This window comes from Endozoicomonas arenosclerae (genome assembly GCF_001562015.1).
Taxonomy (GTDB): domain Bacteria; phylum Pseudomonadota; class Gammaproteobacteria; order Pseudomonadales; family Endozoicomonadaceae; genus Endozoicomonas_A; species Endozoicomonas_A arenosclerae.
In genome coordinates this window covers 1-20,612 of sequence record NZ_LASA01000141.1, presented here as the reverse complement: position 1 = coordinate 20,612, position 20,612 = coordinate 1, and the positions used below count along the sequence as shown (strand labels likewise).

At 47.4% G+C, this 20,612-nt stretch carries 18 protein-coding genes, 1 tRNA gene and 1 pseudogene; 7 read left to right on the top strand and 13 right to left on the bottom strand.

The window, feature by feature from the left end; translation table 11 throughout:
• From WG89_RS29600 to WG89_RS21560, 3 genes are all read right to left on the bottom strand, one after another.
• On the bottom strand, window positions 1-161 hold a 161-nt coding region (locus WG89_RS29600; RefSeq protein WP_172806784.1), incomplete at its 3' end, for a transposase.
• A 216-nt stretch (window positions 162-377) separates the two neighbouring features.
• Window positions 378-1,166, bottom strand: coding sequence for a metal-dependent hydrolase (locus WG89_RS21565; RefSeq protein ID WP_062269686.1), 789 nt, complete (start codon window positions 1,164-1,166; stop codon window positions 378-380).
• Window positions 1,159-1,671 carry a styrene oxide isomerase gene (locus WG89_RS21560; protein WP_153301741.1) on the bottom strand — a complete coding sequence of 171 codons (513 nt, stop codon included), beginning with the start codon at window positions 1,669-1,671 and terminating at the stop codon, window positions 1,159-1,161. The genes WG89_RS21565 and WG89_RS21560 overlap by 8 nt, the downstream gene beginning before the upstream one ends.
• Window positions 1,672-1,796: 125 nt before the next feature.
• Here WG89_RS21560 and WG89_RS21555 point away from each other — a divergent pair, with 125 nt between their 5' ends.
• Window positions 1,797-2,831 (top strand): AraC family transcriptional regulator, encoded by a 1,035-nt coding sequence (locus WG89_RS21555; protein ID WP_153301740.1) that lies wholly within the window; start codon window positions 1,797-1,799, stop codon window positions 2,829-2,831.
• Here WG89_RS21555 and WG89_RS21550 read toward each other — a convergent pair.
• Window positions 2,828-4,066, bottom strand: coding sequence for a GGDEF/EAL domain-containing response regulator (locus WG89_RS21550; RefSeq protein WP_062269681.1), 1,239 nt, complete (start codon window positions 4,064-4,066; stop codon window positions 2,828-2,830). The genes WG89_RS21555 and WG89_RS21550 overlap by 4 nt on opposite strands.
• Window positions 4,067-4,234: 168 nt before the next feature.
• On the opposite strand from WG89_RS21550, the gene WG89_RS21545 reads away from it, so the two are divergent.
• Window positions 4,235-5,236 (top strand): universal stress protein, encoded by a 1,002-nt coding sequence (locus tag WG89_RS21545; RefSeq protein WP_062269679.1) that lies wholly within the window; start codon window positions 4,235-4,237, stop codon window positions 5,234-5,236.
• A 53-nt stretch (window positions 5,237-5,289) separates the two neighbouring features.
• Here the strand turns inward: WG89_RS21545 and WG89_RS21540 are convergent, their stop codons facing one another.
• Entirely contained in the window at window positions 5,290-5,739 is a 450-nt protein-coding gene (locus tag WG89_RS21540) for a c-type cytochrome (RefSeq protein ID WP_245662954.1), read from the bottom strand.
• Between the two features lie 430 nt (window positions 5,740-6,169).
• On the opposite strand from WG89_RS21540, the gene WG89_RS21535 reads away from it, so the two are divergent.
• Window positions 6,170-6,246: transfer RNA gene (locus WG89_RS21535), tRNA-Arg, on the top strand.
• 149 nt (window positions 6,247-6,395) lie between these two features.
• Here WG89_RS21535 and WG89_RS21530 read toward each other — a convergent pair.
• Window positions 6,396-6,773: a hypothetical protein gene (locus WG89_RS21530; protein WP_062269677.1), complete on the bottom strand. Its 378-nt coding sequence runs from the start codon at window positions 6,771-6,773 to the stop codon at window positions 6,396-6,398.
• A 98-nt stretch (window positions 6,774-6,871) separates the two neighbouring features.
• The gene (locus tag WG89_RS21525; RefSeq protein ID WP_062269675.1) at window positions 6,872-7,960 is read right to left on the bottom strand and encodes a hypothetical protein; all 1,089 of its coding nucleotides are present in this window, start codon (window positions 7,958-7,960) and stop codon (window positions 6,872-6,874) included.
• A gap of 261 nt (window positions 7,961-8,221) precedes the next feature.
• On the opposite strand from WG89_RS21525, the gene WG89_RS21520 reads away from it, so the two are divergent.
• Entirely contained in the window at window positions 8,222-9,019 is a 798-nt protein-coding gene (locus tag WG89_RS21520; RefSeq protein ID WP_062269673.1) for a carbon-nitrogen hydrolase family protein, read from the top strand.
• Here WG89_RS21520 and WG89_RS21515 read toward each other — a convergent pair.
• The gene (locus WG89_RS21515) at window positions 8,997-10,613 is read right to left on the bottom strand and encodes a VRR-NUC domain-containing protein (RefSeq protein ID WP_062269671.1); all 1,617 of its coding nucleotides are present in this window, start codon (window positions 10,611-10,613) and stop codon (window positions 8,997-8,999) included. The genes WG89_RS21520 and WG89_RS21515 overlap by 23 nt on opposite strands.
• Window positions 10,614-10,680: 67 nt before the next feature.
• On the opposite strand from WG89_RS21515, the gene WG89_RS21510 reads away from it, so the two are divergent.
• Window positions 10,681-10,944: a hypothetical protein gene (locus tag WG89_RS21510; protein ID WP_062269669.1), complete on the top strand. Its 264-nt coding sequence runs from the start codon at window positions 10,681-10,683 to the stop codon at window positions 10,942-10,944.
• 196 nt (window positions 10,945-11,140) lie between these two features.
• The gene (locus WG89_RS21505) at window positions 11,141-11,821 is read left to right on the top strand and encodes a PaaI family thioesterase (RefSeq protein ID WP_062269667.1); all 681 of its coding nucleotides are present in this window, start codon (window positions 11,141-11,143) and stop codon (window positions 11,819-11,821) included.
• Window positions 11,822-11,958: 137 nt separating this feature from the next.
• Here the strand turns inward: WG89_RS21505 and WG89_RS21500 are convergent, their stop codons facing one another.
• The 3 genes from WG89_RS21500 to WG89_RS21490 form a co-directional block, all read right to left on the bottom strand.
• Complete coding sequence (locus WG89_RS21500) at window positions 11,959-12,453, bottom strand: threonine/serine exporter family protein (protein WP_062269665.1); 495 nt, start codon at window positions 12,451-12,453, stop codon at window positions 11,959-11,961.
• Window positions 12,454-12,455: 2 nt separating this feature from the next.
• Entirely contained in the window at window positions 12,456-13,241 is a 786-nt protein-coding gene (locus WG89_RS21495; RefSeq protein WP_062269663.1) for a threonine/serine exporter family protein, read from the bottom strand.
• A gap of 169 nt (window positions 13,242-13,410) precedes the next feature.
• Window positions 13,411-14,262, bottom strand: a complete 852-nt coding sequence (locus WG89_RS21490) for an SDR family oxidoreductase (protein WP_062269661.1) — start codon at window positions 14,260-14,262, stop codon at window positions 13,411-13,413.
• Window positions 14,263-14,836: 574 nt separating this feature from the next.
• Here WG89_RS21490 and WG89_RS21485 point away from each other — a divergent pair.
• Entirely contained in the window at window positions 14,837-15,520 is a 684-nt protein-coding gene (locus WG89_RS21485; protein ID WP_062269659.1) for a zinc metallopeptidase, read from the top strand.
• 1 nt (window position 15,521) lies between these two features.
• Here WG89_RS21485 and WG89_RS21480 read toward each other — a convergent pair whose 3' ends face one another.
• Entirely contained in the window at window positions 15,522-20,303 is a 4,782-nt protein-coding gene (locus WG89_RS21480; protein ID WP_062269657.1) for a coiled-coil domain-containing protein, read from the bottom strand.
• Between the two features lie 188 nt (window positions 20,304-20,491).
• Window positions 20,492-20,612 (bottom strand): annotated as a pseudogene (locus WG89_RS32290) (IS5/IS1182 family transposase); the annotation flags it as partial.

The window sequence follows — 20,612 nt, the reverse complement described above, 5'->3', positions numbered from 1 at the left end:
AAGTAAATTTCATAACGCTCTGAGATAGCCAAGCATACCTCCTTCAACGTCTTGTCTACTTCATCGCTAAAGACCACTCTTCGATACTTTGCTGGACAGACCAAGTGATACATAAGAACAGTGACATTGTGGGATTTGTGGATGAACCTACTTTTAGCCATCCACAAAATGTAGTCACAAGTTCATGCTGCGGCTAATGCCGCAGAAACGCAGCAAGCTGCGGGGAATATGACCCGTAGAGATTTAATATCACCATGGCGCTGTTGCTGGTGGTATCCATTTTGCCAGTGATTGTGGAAATGATTTGAGACGTTTTAACCAGAGCCTGATTTTTTAAATCGGCTCTGGCTGACCTTAAAGGTTGGGTTTCATGTTGTTTATTGCTGTGTTGAATACTTTGAAAGAATGAGATTAACTCGATCGTCAACTTTCAGCTTATGGGGTGAGTACCAAGGTGGAATGGTGGCCAGGTAGTGACCCAGAAGAGACCAGAAGTATTTTCGAAACACACTTTTGTTTTTTTCAGTAATCTCTAACTCTTCCCAAAAACAGAGGGCAAATCTGTAGAGATATTTGAGCAGGTGTATCTGGGCATAGCTGCTGAAAAACAATCGATGCAGATAGTGACCTTTGAAAGTATGGTAGACATCAAAAGCTACTGTTCGGTGTTCGATCTCTTCAGCCAGGTGCCATTCCATTATACCTTTCCAGTCTGGGTGAATGTTGTTCAAAGTGTCGTTTTTAAATCCCCAGACTGAGATGGCACAGGTAGCTGATTCAAACCCTTCAGCATAGGCAAGGTTAAAGTTGAGACTTCGGGTGTTGCTGAAGTATCGGTAGTCTTCTGTCAGGCTAGCTTCATGCTTCAGTAGTTTTTGCCTGTTTTTCTCACTCAACTTGCTTCTCAGCAGATCGTTCAGTTCATCATGAGAGCGGAAGTGGTTAGCTTCCTGTTGAGAGAACTTCAGCAGATCATCCAGCACTTCAGGATCTTGTATCTCCTGTTTGGCCCGGCTCATGGTCCTGATCAGATAACGTTCAATTTGTGGTGCAACAATGCTGACGGCACAAAGAAAGCCTGAATACAGTTTGTCGGTCTGATCTGGCGTCAGGGGAAGGTCATCCGGAAAGGTAAACTCCGGCTGTCTTATGGTTAGCTTATCCATGGTTCCCTCCAGTGGTTGCTTTTGTCGATCTTTTTAGCAATCCCAGCAACTTCACAATGGCATAGATGCCGGTGAAAATAGCGATCCCTGCACTCATAAATGCCAGGATGTCGAAGCCATTTCCCTGTCCAAACTGTTCACTGTGAAACGCCAATCCTCGATTGGTTCCGAGTATTCTGGCCATATAAAAAATGACATTGCCCCAAACCGTTAAGATCAGGGCATGACTGATACGCCTGGCTGTTTTTGGATCAGGGCTGACCAATGAGAGAGACAGAGCCAAGGCTATGGCGAATACACCATTTAGAATCGGTCCTGTATGAGCTCCGCGCCAAAGAGAGGGTTCTCCCGGAATATCCACAGGCAGGTTTGCGAAAGGCCCCAGAGGGATTTCGGAGAGAATGTTGTACATCAAGCCAAAGCCGGACAGCAGGCCGATCAGTATGGCGATGCAACCATGGTAAATGGCTCGTCTTTGATAGTTTTGAATAGATGTTTCCGGCATGGCAGACACTCTTGTTTTTTCTTTTTATGAGTGTCCACAAAGATAACGCTATGGTGGCTCAAGCTCGTTTTCATTGAATGACAGAATGATGGTCATTAAGTGACAACTTGCTTACTATTCCGGTTATGAAAACAAAAACAGTCTGCTCTACAGCCTATGTGAAGATGTACCTGAAGCTTTCAGGCATCAATGAAGAAGAGCTGCTGGCGGGTACAAAGCTTCAGAGCAGTGATCTTGAGCATCGTGAATTTATTGAGGTCAGTGATCACATAGCCTTAATGCATAATCTGGCACGGCATGCTTCCTCACCCGCATGGGCTGCCACTCTGGGTTCGCAGTTGAACATCAACAGTCATGGTTCGTTGGGGTTTGCTGCTCTGAGTGCACCAACGCTTGGAGAGGCTTTGCAAGTCATGGCGGACTATCATAGCACCCGGTTGGCGTCTTTCTCTGCCGAGTTGGGAGTAGAAGGTCAGCGAGCCAGAATTGTCATCCATTTGAAAGAAGGTGATGCACTTTATCAACGGTGGATTTCTGAGAGTGTCCTGAAGATTCTCCAGTCTTTGATTCTTACCATTGTGGGTGACTTTGAAAATCATCAGCTTTCATTTCATTTCGCCAGTTCAGCGCCTGAGTACCTCGGCGAGTTGGAATCGATTTTTAATACTGGATGTGACTTTGATGCAGAGTTTACCGGGATAGAGTTTCCTGCCTCCTGGTGGGAAATGCCTTCATCTCTTTATGATGAGGGAAGTTATCGAAGTAATTTATCCAAGTGCCTTGAGCGCTCTGCCTTGGCGGTTGATACTGACAGTTTTGTCCACAAAGTGGAGTGTCTTCTCAAAGAGCATTTTGATCAGGCTGTGTCATTATCTGGCTCTGATCATGGGTTACCGGATTTATCTTATCTGGCAGATACGTTGTGCTTGGGTGAAAGAACCTTGATTCGCCGATTGGCCAGTGAGAAGAGCTCATATAAGAGAATATTGGCAAGGGTTCGACAGCAATACGCTGAATCGCTCTTGCTTAAGGGAACTCTTTCAGTTGCTGATGTGGGGTTTGTTCTGGGGTACTCCGACCCGGCTAATTTCAACCGGGCTTTTCGAAAATGGTTGGGAATGAGTCCGGCTCTCTGGCGGCGAGAAAGGACTGTTGATTAGCTTTCCAGAGAAGGTTTGGATGGTGAGATTGGCAGCTTGCTGACCCAGCTGCTCTCCCAGCTATCCAGCTCGCTGACAGGCATGGGCTTGGCAATGAAGTAGCCTTGAGCCATATCGCAGTTCAGCTCGTTCAACAATTGCCACTCATCAGCGGTTTCTATGCCTTCAGCTACGGTGCTCATCTTGAGTGTGTGCGCCAGCCCGATATTGGCTTCAATGATGGCTTTTCGGGTTTTATCGTCGCAGGCTCCCTGCACAAAAGATCGATCAATCTTAAGCTCAGAGAAGGGAATCCGGTTCAGTTGCTGCATGCTGGAGTAGCCAGTGCCAAAGTCATCAATGGAAAGGGAGAAACCTTTCATTTTTAATCGAGCCAATGACTCCAGTGCCTTGGCCGCATTCTGGATCAGACTGCTCTCGGTGATTTCAAGAATTAAAAGCTCTGGGGCCAGGCCCTGTGCCCTGACTTTTTCATACAGCTGATCTGGCAGGGATGTATCAGAAAGTACGATAGCTGAAAGGTTCACGGCTACAGCAATGGCCCGGCCTTCATCCTGCCAGTGTTTGATCTGAGTGATGGCCTGGTCAAAGAGCTTATAGGTAAGCTTGGTGATCAGACCGGTGCTCTCCAACATCGGAATGAAATGAGCTGGGCTGATCAGACCGGTTTTCGGATGATTCCAGCGACACAGTGCTTCGGTAGCCACCATCCGGCCACTCTGTAGCATGACCTTGGGCTGGTGGAAGAGCTCGAACTGGTCATTATCAATCGCTTCTTCCAGTTCTTTTTCGGTGAAATGAGTCGCCTGAACCTCTTGTCTGGGGGCTACATCCGGCTCATCACCAAAATAGAGCTCCATCAGTTCCCTGAGGCGTTCCAGGGAAATAGGTTTGGGCAGGGCTCCAAGCACTTTCAGACCATGCTCTACGGCGAGATCTTCTACGGTTCGAACGATGGAAGGTTCCAGGGCACTGGCCAGTATCACGGCTTTGGCGAGATTTCGGTCTGCAAGGTGCCCAAGGAACTGAATGCCATCCATGCCGGGCATGTCCAGATCACAGATGACGATATCGGCAACAGAATGTTTCTCCAGTTTCTCCAGAGCCTGGTAGCCATCGGCTGCGACCATTAACTGCTTGACGCCCAGCCCTTTCACGGTCTGCTCTGCAATCATCCGTTGAAAGTCATGATCTTCGACGATGAGGATGTTAAGGCTGCTGAATGTTCCCTTCATGCTGGAGTCCTGGTGCGGCGAGCGTCTTTCAGTCCCTATGGCCCATTTTAAGGGGGGTATATTACAAGGGTAGACGGATGTTCCGGTAAATCCTCAGGCAAAAAGCTCAGGGGCTGCAATACTTCCACCAGTTATATCTTCATGCTGAGGCATTAATGAGATTGTTCGATGAGTGTCTCCAGCAACTTCAAGATTCTGCTCAGTTTCAGATCCGTTGAGGGGGGTGTGAATATGCATGCTTTCAAGACAGTAATGGTCGCCATCACCAGAAGCCATACCAGCGAGCTGGAGCTGAGACAGGCTTTCAGGCTTGTGGCGGACAATAATGCCCGGTTGGTGCTGGCTTTTTTTGATCAAAGTCTGGAAGTGATGCGTCGGCTCCAGTTTATTCCCCTGGAAGGCAAGCTGGAGGCTGCCATGAGAAAGCAGCTAGAGCTGGATGCTGAGCAAGTGAGGCAGCTGGCCTGGGAAGAGGGGATTGAAGCCCAGGTTCAGATTGTTGCAGGCAAGCCGCGTCAGCTGATCGGAGGTTTGATTGAAGAATATGGGGTCGACCTGGTGATCAAACTGGCAGATCCCAGTGGTGCTCTGGCCAGAAATCAGCTCACCGGGAATGATCTGGCCTTGCTGAGGAAATGCCCGGTCCCGGTTCTGATGATGGCCTGCAGGGATCAATTACCTGATTTTACGGGCAGAATACTGGTTGCTATAGATGTGGGTGATCCTGACAGTGATGCCGTAGCCTTGAACAGAAGTTTGTTGCTCCATGGGCACTATCTCAGTAGTCAGGAAAATGCTGAGCTGCATGTGGTCAGCGTCTGGAATTTACCTGTGAATAAGCCCGCTTTAAAGATGCTGGGTGATGAAGAGATTTATGATTTGCAGGAGAGTACTCATCAAAGATATCAACAAAGACTGGATAAGGCGCTGGCTGATGCCGGTCTGGATGCTGCTTCCGAAGGAATTAAGGTTCACTTACTGAAGGGCAATGCTGCCAGGGAGATTCAGAATCTGGCCAATGAAATCAATGTGGATCTGATAGTCATGGGGACTTTGAGCCGTCACGCACAGGGCATGCTGATGGGGAATACGGCTGAGAATATATTGAACAATATCTATTGTTCAATATTGGCGGTGAAGCCGGAAGGTTTTGTCAGTCCACTGGCTTGAGCCAGTGGACTGAATAGCTATGAGCTAAATATTCTCAAGCTAAACCGTGACCTTTAGGGCTTGAGGCCACTCATGAATTCGATCGCATTGCTCATCTCTTCATCAGAGCAGTCCATGCAGGTTCCTTTCGGAGGCATGCTGCCGATGCCGCTGATGGCGTTGCCCAGCAGTTTGCTGAAGTCGCCCGCAGCAGACAGTTTGGTTTCCCAGGCAGCTTTGTCATCTTTCTTGGGAGCGCCCAGCAGACCGGTAGTATGGCAAGCGGTACAGAACTGGTTGAAGATCTGTTCACCGGAACGAGGACCGCTGGATGTGCTGGCAACAGCACTCGCATTGGCGGCACACTCTTCACCTTCTTTACACACAGAACTAACAGGAGCAATTCGCTCGGCTACTTCTTTACGGGAAATTTCATCCAGCTCAACAGGCTTGGCAAAAGCCAGGATGGAAAACAGACCCCCGATCAAGGCAATTAACGTACGTATTTGAGTTACCCGAGACACTCACTTATCCCCTATATCGAAAAAGGCCTGCAGCACCATGTACTTTGCCAGTGGCACATCATTTCAGTCACGTGGCGCGATGGCTACGGCAGACTCCTCAACGCTTATGCTGTTTATGGTTACATGCTGTGAGTCTGAATAAACCTGTGCGCAGGCTTTATTTACTCTGTGTTCAGAACTCGGTGTAACCGAATTGTTCTTAAGCATCGCGGATTATAGAACAATTGGGGAAGGTAAAACAGCGCTTTCCTTGCAGAGTCTTTACGATACTCATGCCAGGTTTTAGAGAGTTGACTGACCGATCGAAAGCTGTTCAGCTGGAGTTACCAGTGGCTAAAACCTTGTATACGGCAAAAAGCCATAGACAGGCAGGAGACTGATCAGTAATATTGGCCTCCGCTGAAAGCCTGTGTATTTATAAGGTTTTCCAGCACCCGTAGCTCAGCTGGATAGAGCGCTGCCCTCCGGAGGCAGAGGTCATAGGTTCGAATCCTATCGGGTGCGCCATACAAACAAAAACGCCCAGCTCTTTGAGTTGGGCGTTTTTGTTTGTTCTGTCCCGAAAGGCTTATCGCACCAGCAGGTTCGATGTATTCATCAGGTAGCCTTTTCTCAACTCTGACCTGTGAATGCTTCATGTTGAATCAGGTAAAGTCTTAGACCTCTTCCATTGCTTTTATCGGTATTGCGACCACTTGATGGTCATCCTCATAAATGACTTTTCCAGGATCTCTGGACTTTTGTTCTGATACCTTCAGGCCACAACGCTCTATTGTGGGAATAAGTTCTCTGACTTTATTGATGAGGTCTGTCTGAGTGTCTTTAAACCAGCAAATTCCTTCTCGGCATGATGTTTGATCAAAGATATCCGGGGTCAGAAAGGCTGTTTGAAACCATGACAGGCTTAATTCAAAGGAGTCCTTGAGTGGGGGTGGAACCCGGCCATCTTTTTTCAGTTTAAAGGCTGCCCCAAGAATACCCTGGCTCATACCTGACTGTTTATTGATGTAGTTCACGGTGAATCTTGTGTACATAGTAGTCTCAGTCCTGAGAACAGTGCTTTTCGTTATTATTGTGTACGGTGGCTAATTTAACTCGAAGGAGCAGAGTCAGAAAAGGACTCTGCTGTTGTCTATTCAGTTTTTTCAGAGGTGGTGTCCAAGTGCAAAGAGACGTTTGCCCCTGCCTCTGGAAGACAATACTCCAGTTGCAAAACTGCCTTCTCATAGCAGTCTGCACTCTTCTCTATTCTTAACGTCCCGTCTCCAAGCAAAATTCGACCCTTATGACTCTCAAGAACATGATTGGTCCATGAATAGTTGCTCAGAAAAATATCGCCAACTACTTGATGGGTTTCATTGATACTATGAGAACGAATTTCACTGGAAGCGGCGTTGACCCCCGTTCTTGCCAATACTGATAATACTTTGCTCTGTTTTGCGAAAAGGAAGGCCGAGGCTGGGTTGTGTTTATTGGGCGTGCCACCATGGCATGAATAGAGATCAATAAATCGGCTTTTGGACGAAGACTTTTTCATTATTTCACTGGCAAATACCGCGCTTCCATTTACAGAGAGCGTATAACAGGTACCGTGAAGATCTATCTCGGTGACTGATGCGTCGGTTCTGTTAATTTTAGCCCAAAACTCATTGGAGCTATGAGCCAGGCTGGGTATCATCCGTCCCAGAGTGATTAAAGCCGTAACAAAGTAATTATAATAATCGAAGTAGTATGAATGTGAAGAGATAAAAAATCTGTGGTTGGAATCGCTTTTTCGATACTGGTGATTTCTTTTAAAGTAATCTCTTATCAATTCATGGTCGTTTTCATGATCAATGAGGCTTGGGTCGATACGACTAACCCAGAAGTCGGGTTTTATGGGGTGAAGAAACGACTCAGAAAAACTGCATTCACTGCAGGCCAGTATATGATCGTCTATGTAGGGATAGCTGCCAATCAGGACCACACCTTGCATGGAAAATCTCGAATATAATCGCTTTAGCTCATTTTGAAATTTTTCATAAGATGTGAACAGTTCTTCCTGGTAGGCAAATTGTACATGCCAGCCCTCTGACTCAAGGTCTTCCTTATAGACCTTCAGCTCTTCTTCGAGGAAAAATGCATAATAACGGTCAACCACAATCAGGACCGTAGGCTCTGTCGAAGCAAAAACCGGCTTGATGACCAGTAAATACAGTATACAGGCTAAGGCAAGCCTCATGATTATCTCCTCCTTGAATCTTTAATCGTCGAGCCTTAGAGGTCTGTATTCGGAGTTGGTTCCCATGAGATGTTTGTTTTACGAACAAAAGTGTTAAGAGTTCATAACCAATTTACTGGGCTCCAGAAAAGGCGGGATTGCTCAAGCTTTATAAGGTCTTATCAACGTTGTATCAGCATTATATTTCCAGAGTAGGGCTTTTTAGCCTAAACCCCTGCTGCTATCTTAGAGCGATACCCCTTCCGAGCCCCGGAGTGTCGTGTGAAGATCAGCGTTGCCCAGCTGCGTGTCAGTTATAAAGATAAGCAGGATAATCTCCAGAAGCTTCGCCAGTTATTGCAGCATGCTCCCGACGTGGGTGATCTGGTTCTTCTCCCCGAGCTGTTTTCCACAGGCTACATTTTTGAAGACGCTGACGAAATTTTCCAGCTGGGTGAGCCTGTGGATAACAGTTCGACACTGCAGGCTTTGCAGCTCATGGCGGCTGAGTTTAATACGACTCTGGTGGCCGGATTTGCTGAGAAAAAGGGAAAGGAACTCTATAACTCGGTAGCCGTGATCGCCGCTTCCGGGCTAAAAGGTGTTTATCGCAAAATTTCCAGTACCAACATTGATAAACAATATTTTAAAAGAGGGGAGGACCTTCTGGTATTTGAGCATCAGGGGATTCGCTTTGGTATCGTCATTTGCTTTGATCTCTGGTTCCCCGAAATTGTGCGTGAATACGTCAGGCAGGAAGTTGATATTCTGCTCCACCCTGCCAACTTTGGTGGAGAACAGAGTTTCCATATTGCCCGGGCCAGAGCTATCGAAAATGGTTTGTATGTGGTCACCTGCAATCGGATCGGAGAAGAGAATGTCCGGGGCATTAATGGCTATTACTGTGGCAAGAGTCAGATAATCGATCCCAGCGGCAAGAGTTTGATGTCACTGGGAGCCAGGGAGGAACTCAAGTCCCTGGAGCTGAACGTCAATCACAAAACGGTCAGAACGGTGCTCGGTATTGAGCTGGAAGGTGAAATCCAGGCCATTGAATCTATTGCCAGTCTACATAAATAACTTCGGCCGGGATATCGTGCTCAACAAAAAAGGAAAGCCAGCGCTTCTGGTTTTCCTGCAGTTTGTCACCAGGACCTTTCACCTCTACCCATAGATACTGAAGAATGTCCGGCTTAAACAAAATAAGGTCCGGGAAACCGGTTCGGTTGTGTGCAAAGTCAAACACCAGCTTTTCAAAAATGGCTTTTAAGTGAAGCCATGGAATAGTGCGACAGGCTGCATCTATTAACTCTCTGGATAAAGAAGGCCAGTGAATCAACCGGTTTGAAATGCCCCGCTTCTTTTCATAGGTATCCAGTGCATATTGAACAAGCTCTCCTTTCTCCAGCTCTTTGAACCGTTGTTCGAACCGTGTTTGACGTTTTCGATAAAAGTCAGGGGTTAGCAAATCTGCAGGTGCACTTTGGAAAGGGTGGACAAACGCGTCTGGAATGTCGGCAAAAAGTATGTCCCAGAAGAGTAAGCCCGCCAGTCCACAGATTAAGTTGTTTTCAACGTAAAACGCAGTCCATCCTTCCTGCTGGTAATAGTTTTGAACCTGTAATTCAACCCGGTCAGCCGTTTCAGATAAAGAGAGCCTCTGCTCTGAGAAAGCAGACTTTTTGCGAGAGATCTTTTCATTCCTCAATTTCTTCAGGAACCGTCTGGCAAACTCCAGTTCCATATCACTGGCAGGGTTCGCAAGGATGTTTTCACAGACCCCCTCACTCTCTTTTATGGCTCCGAGTTTGTGTTGTATTCGAGCCATTCTCTCTCTTGCGGGAGGCAGGCTGGAGCGTTCAAACAGAGCTAAAGCATCATCAAAAAGCTCTTCTCTTTCAAGCTCTCTGGCAATTCGATTAACCAGTCGGCTATAGCGCCTGTTTAGAATTGGGCTGGTGGGTTGTTCTGGCAGATCATGTTGAAGATCACAGAGAGCTTCAGAGTCTTTGTCGTATTCAGCTTCGTAGGCAAGCAGGTTTAAATGAGATAGCTGTAAAGCGTCGTTCAGTTCGTCTTGTGTTTTGAACAGTCGACTGCCCTTTGGTAAAGAGTATTTCTCAAAAGTGTTCAGGCCTAGATCCTGTAAAACGAATTCGGTCAGATCCTGATGAAGATTGCCAAAAAACAGGAATTGAATCCTTTGTACCTCTTCAGCAAACAGGGGTTCATAGATCTCAAAGGGAAGGGAAGGCATTTCAGGAGCTTCTGAGATGAGCTGCTCAACAAGCTCTGCGCGCTTCCGTGAAGATGATATTTGTGTAGTACTACTGAACCATTTTAAAAGTTCCGGCTTGGTTGCCAGAGAGGCCAGTTCAGAAATCTCGATATCTGTTCGGATGTTGAGCAGTGTCAGTTCTTCCAGTTCACGGGCGGCTGAAGCTATGTTCTCAATTTCTTGATAGTTAAGTTTGTCGGAGCGAAACAGAGGGCCTTTTCGACAGATCAATCTCACGTATAGGCGCTGGGCCTGCTCTGAGGCGGATTTAAAGAGGTCAAGGAAGCCCTGCTCGGGTTCGGTCAGCAGGTCGTTGTATTGTTGAGTAACGAAATCCAGCAGCGACTGAAAGTTGATCAGGTAATAGTCTTCCGGTATTTCAACCACCTCAGTCATAGGTAAACTGCCAATCAATGCATTAAAAAGCTAAGATTACCCAATTTATTGAATTGGAAAACCCCCAATGAGTGATGACGATCTGGTCACCGAAGCCCATTTGCTGGAAATCGTTGAGAATCAGCTGTCCGAAAACAATCCGAAAAGAGTTAAGGAAACCCTGCTCCGGTTGACCATGACGGGTATGGAGAGACAGGAGGCAATGGACTATATCGCCTGCGCACTGTCTGTGGAAATTATTGATATTCTTCAGAATGAGGTTCCTTTCAACCTGAAGCGGTATGAGCAGAACCTCGACAAACTGCCTGATACGCCCTGGATGACTCCCTGATCCACAGGCTTGCCGCTGATCTGGTCATTTTATTTTTGAGTTCATTCTCTAATCTGATTGCAGTAGTTCACATGCAATGGGGTTAAGTAGAATGAACATAGGAGGATGATCGAGAAAAGCTGACTCGTTCTACTGAACTTTATGCTCGAGCACTATCCTCGATCAGCCTCCTGGGTCTGATAAAAAGAATGGAAAAATGACCATGCCCTCCAAATATTACCCTTTTGACAGTGAAACTTTGCATGAGCCGCTGAATGAAGTCTGGGCTGCTCGCAGAGAAGCCGCTGACGCTACTCGCAGGCTGATCGAAAATCTGGTGAATACCCAGACCTCGGCAGAAGAGTTACGCCAACTGGCTGTTCGAATTTCAGCAGAAGCTGACAGGCTCGAAGCTGAGCCCATGAGTCGGGGACGCTTTGACAGCATTAACCCTGTTGCCGTTGAGCAGAGGGGGATTTCAGAGTTGAACTATGAGCTGAATCCGGTTGAAGGCAAATCCAACCCTTTGGCTCCGCCCATACATATCTGGATGGATGATGAAGGTGTTTATGGGAAAGCGACATTAGGTTGGCAGTACGAAGGGCCTCCCAGCACAGTGCACGGGGGTTATGTTGCGGCACTGTTTGACCAGTTTCTCGGCATTGGTCAGAAGTTAACTGGCCACCCTGGGGTCACTGGTCAGTTGTCTGTAAAATATCTCAAACCCACTCCCCTCAATACTGAGCTGAAGTTTGTAGGCCGTCTTGATAAATCAGAAGGCCGAAGAATTATGATGACAGCAGAAATCATCGCTAATGATGTTGTCACTGCTAAAGCTGAGTGCCTGTTTATTCGAATAGATGCTGAAACCTTCAAGCGAATGAAAGAAGGCTCCTAGTGGAACTGAACGTTAAACCCCATACCGTTCGCACTGAGCCTGTCGAAGTGCATTACCTGCCTCCTTCGACAAGCTCAGGATGAGCGGAGTATGTATGAGAGTTAACGCTTGGCTGCACTAGATAGAAAAGTCCCGGATTAGACCCGGGACTTTTTTGATCTCAAAAAGCGGATGTCTTTCACGCTGCGATTTTTAAACAGCAGTGACGGAATGGTGACGCCTACAGCCAGGGAAAGCAGTATAAATACCGTATTCAGCCCATAGCTGATGGTTTGCATCAGCAACTCAGGTGAAAAGATAGAGGTCTGACTCATTTCCATCAGTCCCATCATACTCCGGTAAGCGAAAACTCCGGGCACCATGGGAATGACGGCAGGAGCCATAAATACCGTAGTGGGAGTGTGGACCCAGTGGGCAAATTGAATGGCCAGCAGGCCCATAGTGCACGACGCAAGCAGTGTGGCAGCCAGAAGATCCAAACCAAGATGTAAGGCTATACCTCTCAGCCCATAACCCAGTGCCGCCAGCAGGGCCGTCGCCCAGAATGCTCTCAAGGGCGTGGTGAATAAAGTGGCAAATCCCATAGCGGCCAGAGCAGCCCAGACGCATTTCTCAATCAATAGCCAGGTCATAGTCAATGAACTCCCAATAGGGCGGAACTGATCACTAATCCCATAGCAATGGCAAATGCTATAACCATGCCCTGCATGGCCCGAGCCTGTCCGACAATAATATGGCCATGCATCAGATCAATAATGCTGTTGATCATCGGTACACCTGGGATCAGGAATAGCACCGAGGTGGCGACAGCTATTTCAGGAGCTTCTCCCCAGTGAAAAACCAGCCCCAGGCCGCTGATCGCACTGGCAATGAATGAAGCAGCGGCAATACTCAGAGCGAGGTTATAGCCGCTGCCCAGCATTATATTGCGAGCGGTGAAGCCAATAGCCGTTGCTGCACCGGCCAGAAGCATGGCAGGTATTTCCCCACCCGCCAGGCGACAGAATGCCATGCCTGCCAGGGTGATCATGACCAGCAAAACCACTCTGGGGTAATGTGGAATACTACGGATACGTTCCACTTCCCGGGCGATGCTTTCCAGTGGCCAGTTTTCTACTGAGACTTTCCAGCTCATTCGGCTGATGGCAGACACCACGCTCATATTTACCGCATAAGTGCTGACTCTTCGAAATGCAGTGTGTTGTAAATGAGGACTCTTCTGATCAGACAGTGTCAGGGTAATTCCGGCAAAGGAGAAGAACAGTTCAATGTTATATCCCAGGGCATGAGCTATTCGTCGTACATTCCGGTTGACCCTTTCTGTATGGGCTCCGGATGACATCAGCAGGGCAGCAATATCCAGCAGAAGACTGGACACCACCCGATAATCGTAAACAGGCAGAGTACTTGGTTTAGCCATGAAGAGCAGATTCTGGAGAGAGGAGTTTCGATGCTGGAACTATAGCGGTTGTTGATAAAAAGGGTGCTGATACAGGTCAGGATATAAGCAATAGCAGGGATAAAAAATGCCGCCAATGGTTCAATTGACGGCATTCGGGGTGTTATGAAGTTTTTAAAGAGAACGTTGGTTAACGATCTCCTTTACCGGCTCCACGGATTCGAGCATCGTTTTCGTAACCGTCAGTGGCCTTGTTGCCTTCTGAAACGGTGGTTTGAATCGTCACACCGCCATCGACGTCGAGGATGGTTCCGGTGATGTAGCTGGAAGCTTCTGACGCCAGGAACAGGGCACCGTCGGAAACATTGTCACTGGTACCCCAGCGGCGCAATGGTGTTCCTTCACGAATGGTTTCATACATGCCGGGTGTTTTCAGAATAACGTTCTGCATACCCCAGGAATCTTCGATAGGGCCGGGGGAAATACCGTTAACGCGCACACCTTCAGGACCCCACTCCAGAGCGAGTACCTTGCACAGCATATTTACACCGGCTTTTGCAGAGCAAACGTGGGTTTGATAAGGCAAAGGGCGAACGGCTTCAGGCGCAGTGATAGCCATCAGGGAAGCACCGGGTTTGCGCAGGAAGTCCCAGGAGGCTTTGAAGACATTAAAGGTACCGAGCAGGTCGATATCAATAATGGACTTAAATGCGTTGGCACTCATGCCAATGGCTGGTGCATAAAAGTTACCGGCCTGGCCTGCCACTACGATATCAATACCACCAAACTTCTCAGCGGTTTCCTTCATAGTCTCGTAAACACGATCGTAGTCGCGTACGTCACCAGGCAGCCCCAGGGCTTCACCACCCAGGTCCCTGATTTCCTGAGCTGCAGACTCGGTGCGGTCTACGGTACGGCTCATAACAGTGACTTTGGCACCCTGCTCGGCAAAGCGCTTGGCAATGGCCAGATTAAAGCTTCGGGTTCCGCCGGCTACATAAGCCACTTTGCCCTCGAGAATGCGTTCCTTAAAAGTCGTCATTCTGTTCCCCTCATAACTTTTTTGCCATGAGCCTTGGCCATCATCTTATTTTTATGGAGTAGGCTGACTGCACTCATGGTTGTTTATTCTTCTACTTCTATGAGTCCCGTTTACAGACAATCAGGTATCCGGGTGCTGTAAAATTGAAGTGGTTTACAGCGTAGCGCCATCGAATTTAGCAGAATAAAAATGGGCTTGAAAGGAATAATAAGTCGAGTGGATTAATTGTGTTTTTTGTACTCTGTTTGAACTAGTTATCATGAATTAAAAAGGTGCTTTTTTTAGGTTTATTGCTCTAATTTTGGCGAAAAGTTCCTATACAGGGTCTTCCCCCGAATATGATATAAAGCCCTCAAACAGGTTGTAGAAAAGAGTTGAAAAACATGCTGCAATTTTTAAAAGACGTGAAAAACATGCATTGGGCGCCCAGGCTGATTCTGGCTCTGGTTGTCATTAAGGTGATTGCTGACGTTGTGCGTGAACAGGCCATTTTTTAGTCGTTATTCGGCCTGGATAGCAAGCGACTCCCGCTCAGGGTAAATTAGAAGATAGTTAGTGGACTGGAGAACATGGAATGGTCTTTGTCATCCTGGGGTTACTGATTCTGGTTCTGGTGTTTGGCCCCCAGATCTGGGTAAAACGAACAATCAAATTGCACAGTGGTGATCGTCCTGATCTTCAGGGAACGGGGGGGGAGCTGGCTGAGCACCTGGTAGAACGCTTTGGTCTGAAAGGTGTGAAGGTGGTAAAAGGTAATCAGGGAGAAGACTTCTATAATCCTGAAGACTTTGTGATTTCACTGTCACCTGAAAACTACGATGGACGTTCAGTGTCTGCAGTGGCGGTTGCTGCCCATGAAACCGGTCATGCTCTTCAGCATCAGGAGAAGCATGCTGGATTTATGCTGCGCCAGAGGCGCATTCGTCTTGCCATGACCATCGAGCGTTTCAGCGCTATGGCGTTAATGATTACCCCTCTGGTCTTTGCCCTGACCCGTGTTCCCCACAGTATGTTGTTAACGGTTTTGATAGGTGTTTCCGGGATGCTGGCGGCCATCTGGGTGCAGATGATCAATCTACCGGTAGAGCTGGATGCCAGTTTCAAAAAAGCCTTGCCCATTCTCGCTGAAGGTTACCTGTCTGAAAAAGATATGCCTGCTGCACGAGAGGTGCTTAAAGCCGCTGCGATGACCTATGTTGCTGCTGCGCTGGGTAGCCTGCTGAATCTGGGTCGCTGGATTGCTATTCTCAGGCGCTGATTCAGCGCCATACCGGTTTGTCCTGAGCTTTTCCTCTGTCTTTTGCCATAGGGTGAGGTTTGAATGGAACTCTCTCTGTACTGCTCTGAGAGCGGGTGACCTTCGTTGATCTCCGCTTTGTTCTATCCACTGAGGACGTCTTTACAGATTTAACGATTGCAGGACCTGTCTTTTGCACAGGAGGTTCTACAGTGGTTGCCTTTTCTGGCTCTGGCTTAAACGTGGTTTCAGTGGGCGGAAGTTCCCCTGATGACGGCTCAGTGGATAGTAGAGGTTCTTCTTCTTCATGCGTCTCACTTTCTATCACGACCTCAGGGGAATGCGTTATGGCTCTGGGGACAGGAGAAGGAGATTCCATGCTTTCCAGTAAAGGCGTGAACCTGGGAGGTACTGACTGGCTTCGTCCCGAATTTCTGTGGTGTCTGTTTAACAAGATTTTGACCTTTGCTCGAATCTGGGCAGATCTGACTTTTTCCTTGAGTTCAGAGGGAGATCGTTTTGACACTAAAGAATTTAGTCGTGTATCTAACTTTATGGCAGGCTCACGAAGCTGCTCTGCCGAATGACGAACATCAGAAAAAGCACCTTCTACCAGTTCACTGGCTTGTGAAACCATTTCTTCTCTCAGAGATTGCTTATTCGCCAGGTCTTCATCTCTCCAGGATTGAACTATGGAATGTGTCTCATCAATAGTGCTGCCCATTGCGGAAAGTTCTTCCGACAGATTGCTGAGAGAACTTTCAACACGCAGCTTGTGTACCTCTTCTGTTTCCTGATCTCCTGAAGCACTCATTTCTTCATCTGCACTCCAGAAGTCAAGGGTCGGTGTATGACGGGTGATGCTTTCTACAAGTTCCAGGCTATAGCCATTCAGCTTCTGGAAGTGTTCCTTAATCAGCTCAAGCCTTTTAACGGATTCTTTCAGGCTTGCCTGAAATTCACTTGAGTCGTCCTGATGAGAAGAGCCTTCCACTTGCATGGCCAGTTCAAGCTCAGCCTGAAGTCCTGTGGTGACTTCATCCAGTTGCTGACTGACATCCAGAACTGTGGCCAGAATAAAGCCCAGGCGCTCGTTTGTATCAGCCAGCTTTTGCTCCATTTCTTCAACCTTGTCCCCGCTGGCTTGCTGCAGTGCCTCCATTTCTTTATCCAGAGTCGCCATTTCTTCTTTGACCGTCTGGAGCATATAGGCAGTATCCCTTTGTACTTTTGCCTTGTCCCACTCCAGTTCGCTCTTTTCTGATTCCAGTACTGAGATCTTATGATCTCGTTCGATAAGCTGCTCATTCTGGCCCCAATAGTCAGACTGGAGCTTGTCTACTTCTCTGGTGAGTTGATCCTTGTCTATTTCTGCAAACTTCAGCTGGTATTTGAGGTTGAGAATCTGCTCCTCCAGCGCCTGGAGTTGTCCTTTTCTGTAGCCTGCTGACGGATTGCCCATTATCTGATTCAGCTGTGACTCAAGGTTATCAAGGCGAGCCAGCACGGACTGATGATCCCACCCTTGTGTATCAATAATGGCGTTAACGCCATCAACCAACTGATGCATGGCGTCATCCAGGTTCTGATTTTCGATCTCAAGGGCTTCTTTTTCTTCAGCCAGTGTTCTTGCTTCGCTGGCGGTTTGTCTAATACTGCTCTGCAGCTTTTCATTAAACTCCATATAAGTTTCAAGATCTGCCTGGGTGCGCTCCAGATCTTTTTCTGTCTCCTGAAGTTTTTCCTGCATGGCTTCACTGGCTTCAAAGCGGTCGTCATCGGCTCGGTGATATTTTGCTCTCAGCTCTGTCAGAGCTTCTTCAACTTTTGCCTTATCGTGGCTCAACTGTTCGTGTTGCTGTTTTAATGAGCCCAGTTCTGCGACCAGTTGTTTATTGGCTTCATCAAAGTCTGAAATAGTATTTGTACTGTGGGTCAGCCAATCCAGCACTTGTCCCAATTGCTCGTTTCTTTGTTCGAGCTCCAGCGCCAGATCTTCCATGGATCGGCCAAACTCATCGACTTCAACCGCTTCTCCCTGCTCCTTTAGTAGCTCGAAGTCTACTTTTAGGCGAACATAGAGGTTATGCAATTCGGTATATTTGGTTTCCCATTCCTGGGCCAATTCCTTTGAATTCTTCATCATCTGCTCAAAGTGTCTGGCTCTACCTTCGCGGGTGGTCATGTCATAAACGGCACTGGTCTCAGTACCATCAGTGGCTTCTTTGCCCGCCAGCTCAACTTTGGTGTCGTCTGTTATAGATTCTGTCGTTGTTGGAGGGGATTGTTCCTGCTTTTCATAGGCTTGTGTCAGCTCCTTACGCCTGGCTTCCCATTCTCGTACCTGGTTTTCATAGTGTGCTGCTTGAAGCTTATGGTATTCAGCATCCTTTCTGGCTTGATCCAATGCATTTTTCAATTCAACCATTTCTCTGTGATGCTGGGTGTGCTCTGTTTCGAACCGCTTTTCTAATTGCTTATAATCTTTTTGAAGTCTTCCCAGACGCATATAGGATTCATTGGCCTGGGCGTTCGCTTTCTCCAGCTGGCGCTTGAAGAATTCGGCCTCTTCTACCGCAATCGCTCTGTAGTGATTGGCTGTTTCTGCAGATGCTTTGCTGTCCTCCAGAGACAGCTTTTGGTCATCATATTGTCTGCACAGTTTCAGATACTTCTGAAACAAGGCAGCTTTTGCCTGAGAAAGCTGGACCCTTTCAGCCGTCAGGGTTTCCACCTTGCCAGAGAGCTGGGCTTTCTCCTGGCTCAGCGATTGGATCTGTTCAGCCACTTCAACCATGTATCTTGAAGAGGGAGCTTGATCCAGCAGACTTTGATGCAATTCCATATTTTCCTGATCCATTATCAAGGCATACTGATTGGCTGTATCGAATGTATCCAGAAGGTAATGGGTAAACCCTTCAAGGTTGGCGACGAGATGAGTCATTTTTTCGGAAAGTGAACGCTGCAGTGGCCGAAGAGCTAATTGATTTTTCCTGGTCAGTTCCAGTTCGAAGTACATGGGGCAAATGGTACCTGCCAGGCCCATACTGAGAGCTGTGGACGCTGCTGGTCCCATACCTGTTGCCAGCAACGCCAGGTTAGCGGGAATGCTAACGACAATGGATTTGCAATAGCTCACCAGTCTTTGCTCTGGCGTCATGGTTGCATGCGTGCTGGTGAGTGTCTGAAGCCGGCTGATATCTGCTGTCAATCCACTGATAATGGTCTTATGAGCGCCCAGGGATGTTCTGAGGTTATCCAGTGCATCATTAAATCCTTCTGCCGATTGACCCAATTCTGAGTCTTCCAGGCTCGCTAACTCATGATCAAGGGGGGTCTGAGCCATACCTGAAGTTAAAGCAGGACGCTCTTCTGGTACTTCTGATGAGACACGGCCTTTCTGGAAAACCAGTTTGATCCATCTTGCTGTTTCCGTCGTTCTCTGCAGCCAGACGATCAGCTGATTACCGTCTTCTTCAACAATGATTCGTGTTCTGACATGGTTCCGCCACGACTCATACAGGCTTTCAATGGCTAGACCTGTTTCAAGAATCTGGGTGGTGAGAAAGTTTATGGCCAGGGCTGACGTGTGCATCATCATGTATTGCATGGCTAACTGGGATAAACCAAGGGGGATATAAAATTGAGACTGAAAGCCAGACTCAGCACAGTGATAGAGTGTATCGACCGATTCCGGTGCTGTGTTTTTTGTCAGGAACAGGCAGCTGTTCATTTTGCCCTGTTCCTGGTGTCCGGCGGCATAAAGGCTGGCGGGTGAATGGCCGTCCGGGTCGAGCTTGAGATGCCAGACATTTGGGGATGCCCAGCCTTTTATGAGCTCTGGTGTCTGCAAGTGCCTATGGGGAGTGTCGTCTTCCTGATAAGTGAAAAAGCGGTTTTTTTTCATATGCTTCCGCTTTTCCAGCATCCCGTGACAGAGTGCTTTTTGGCCAGCCATACAGAACAGGGCATCATTCAATGATTGAATGAAAGGCCGGGAGAGCAGGGTCAGTTGTTCTTTCTGATTGAGCTGGTCATTATCGGACTCAAAGAAATGCTCTTCATCAAAAGCCCATTGGGTCATTACAATATAATCAATACGCTGTTTTCGATAAGCACTGACGACGGGCACTTTTTTTCCATCTAACGTTTGCAAAGAAATCAGAATTCTTTCAACGTTTTGATTCCTCATAAGCTGGTACAAAGTATTAGACAGGTAGGAGAACTCCGGCGGAGCCACTGCAGAGTTGTCAGAATGAGGCAAGGCAAGGAGGTCCCAGGCAGTATGCCCATCCAGCTTAATCAATCTTATGACCATTCTTCTGGAGAGTAGAGGGTCGTCACTGACCACCAGGCGATAGCTGCTCAGTGTATTGACCGCTTGATAAAGCAGCCTGACGCTATTGAGGATAAAATAGCTGCCCATAATAAATTCATAGTAATTGCCTATTCTTTGCCGGGTCATCAAAATCTTTGTGAGTAAGAACAAAGGCATGATGGACTGGGCCTTCAGAGCCTCCAGAAACTGGTGTCCCAGCTCGGGGATATCCAGGTCAAAGCCGTCAAGGATAAAGGGAGTTCCGCCAGCAATCAGGACGGTGGAAGTAGAGGTATGATAAACACCGTATTCAAGGAGGTTGGCTTTCAGCGATTGGGGCTGAAGAATTAAAACCAGAAACAGGAAGGCAAGACATAACGCTTTGATCCTGCCAATGACAGTTAAAGTTGAATCAAAATTAAATGAGTGTGCATTCAAAAATTGTTTGAGTGATTTTAATTCTGAAAGCCCGTGTTTAATATTCATTAATCTTTTATTGGAGCTATTAATTAGAAAAAGCTGGAAATTAAAATCCAGCTAATACGTGCTATGGAACCTGCGAATAACCTCTAATTTACTTCCCTTCTTGAATCGAGTTCGAAGTAGGACTGAAATCAGAGGTCTCAACCCCTTATTTGTATGATATTTAGCCACTTTCGTGACTTCAGGGCGGACTAACCCTGTGCCCGGATCATTTGATCCAGTCGAACAATATTCGCCAGGGCAAATAAAGTAGACAGTTTATTGTCATTCTTCTTCAAACCTCGATACCTGGCTTTTATAAATCCAAATTGA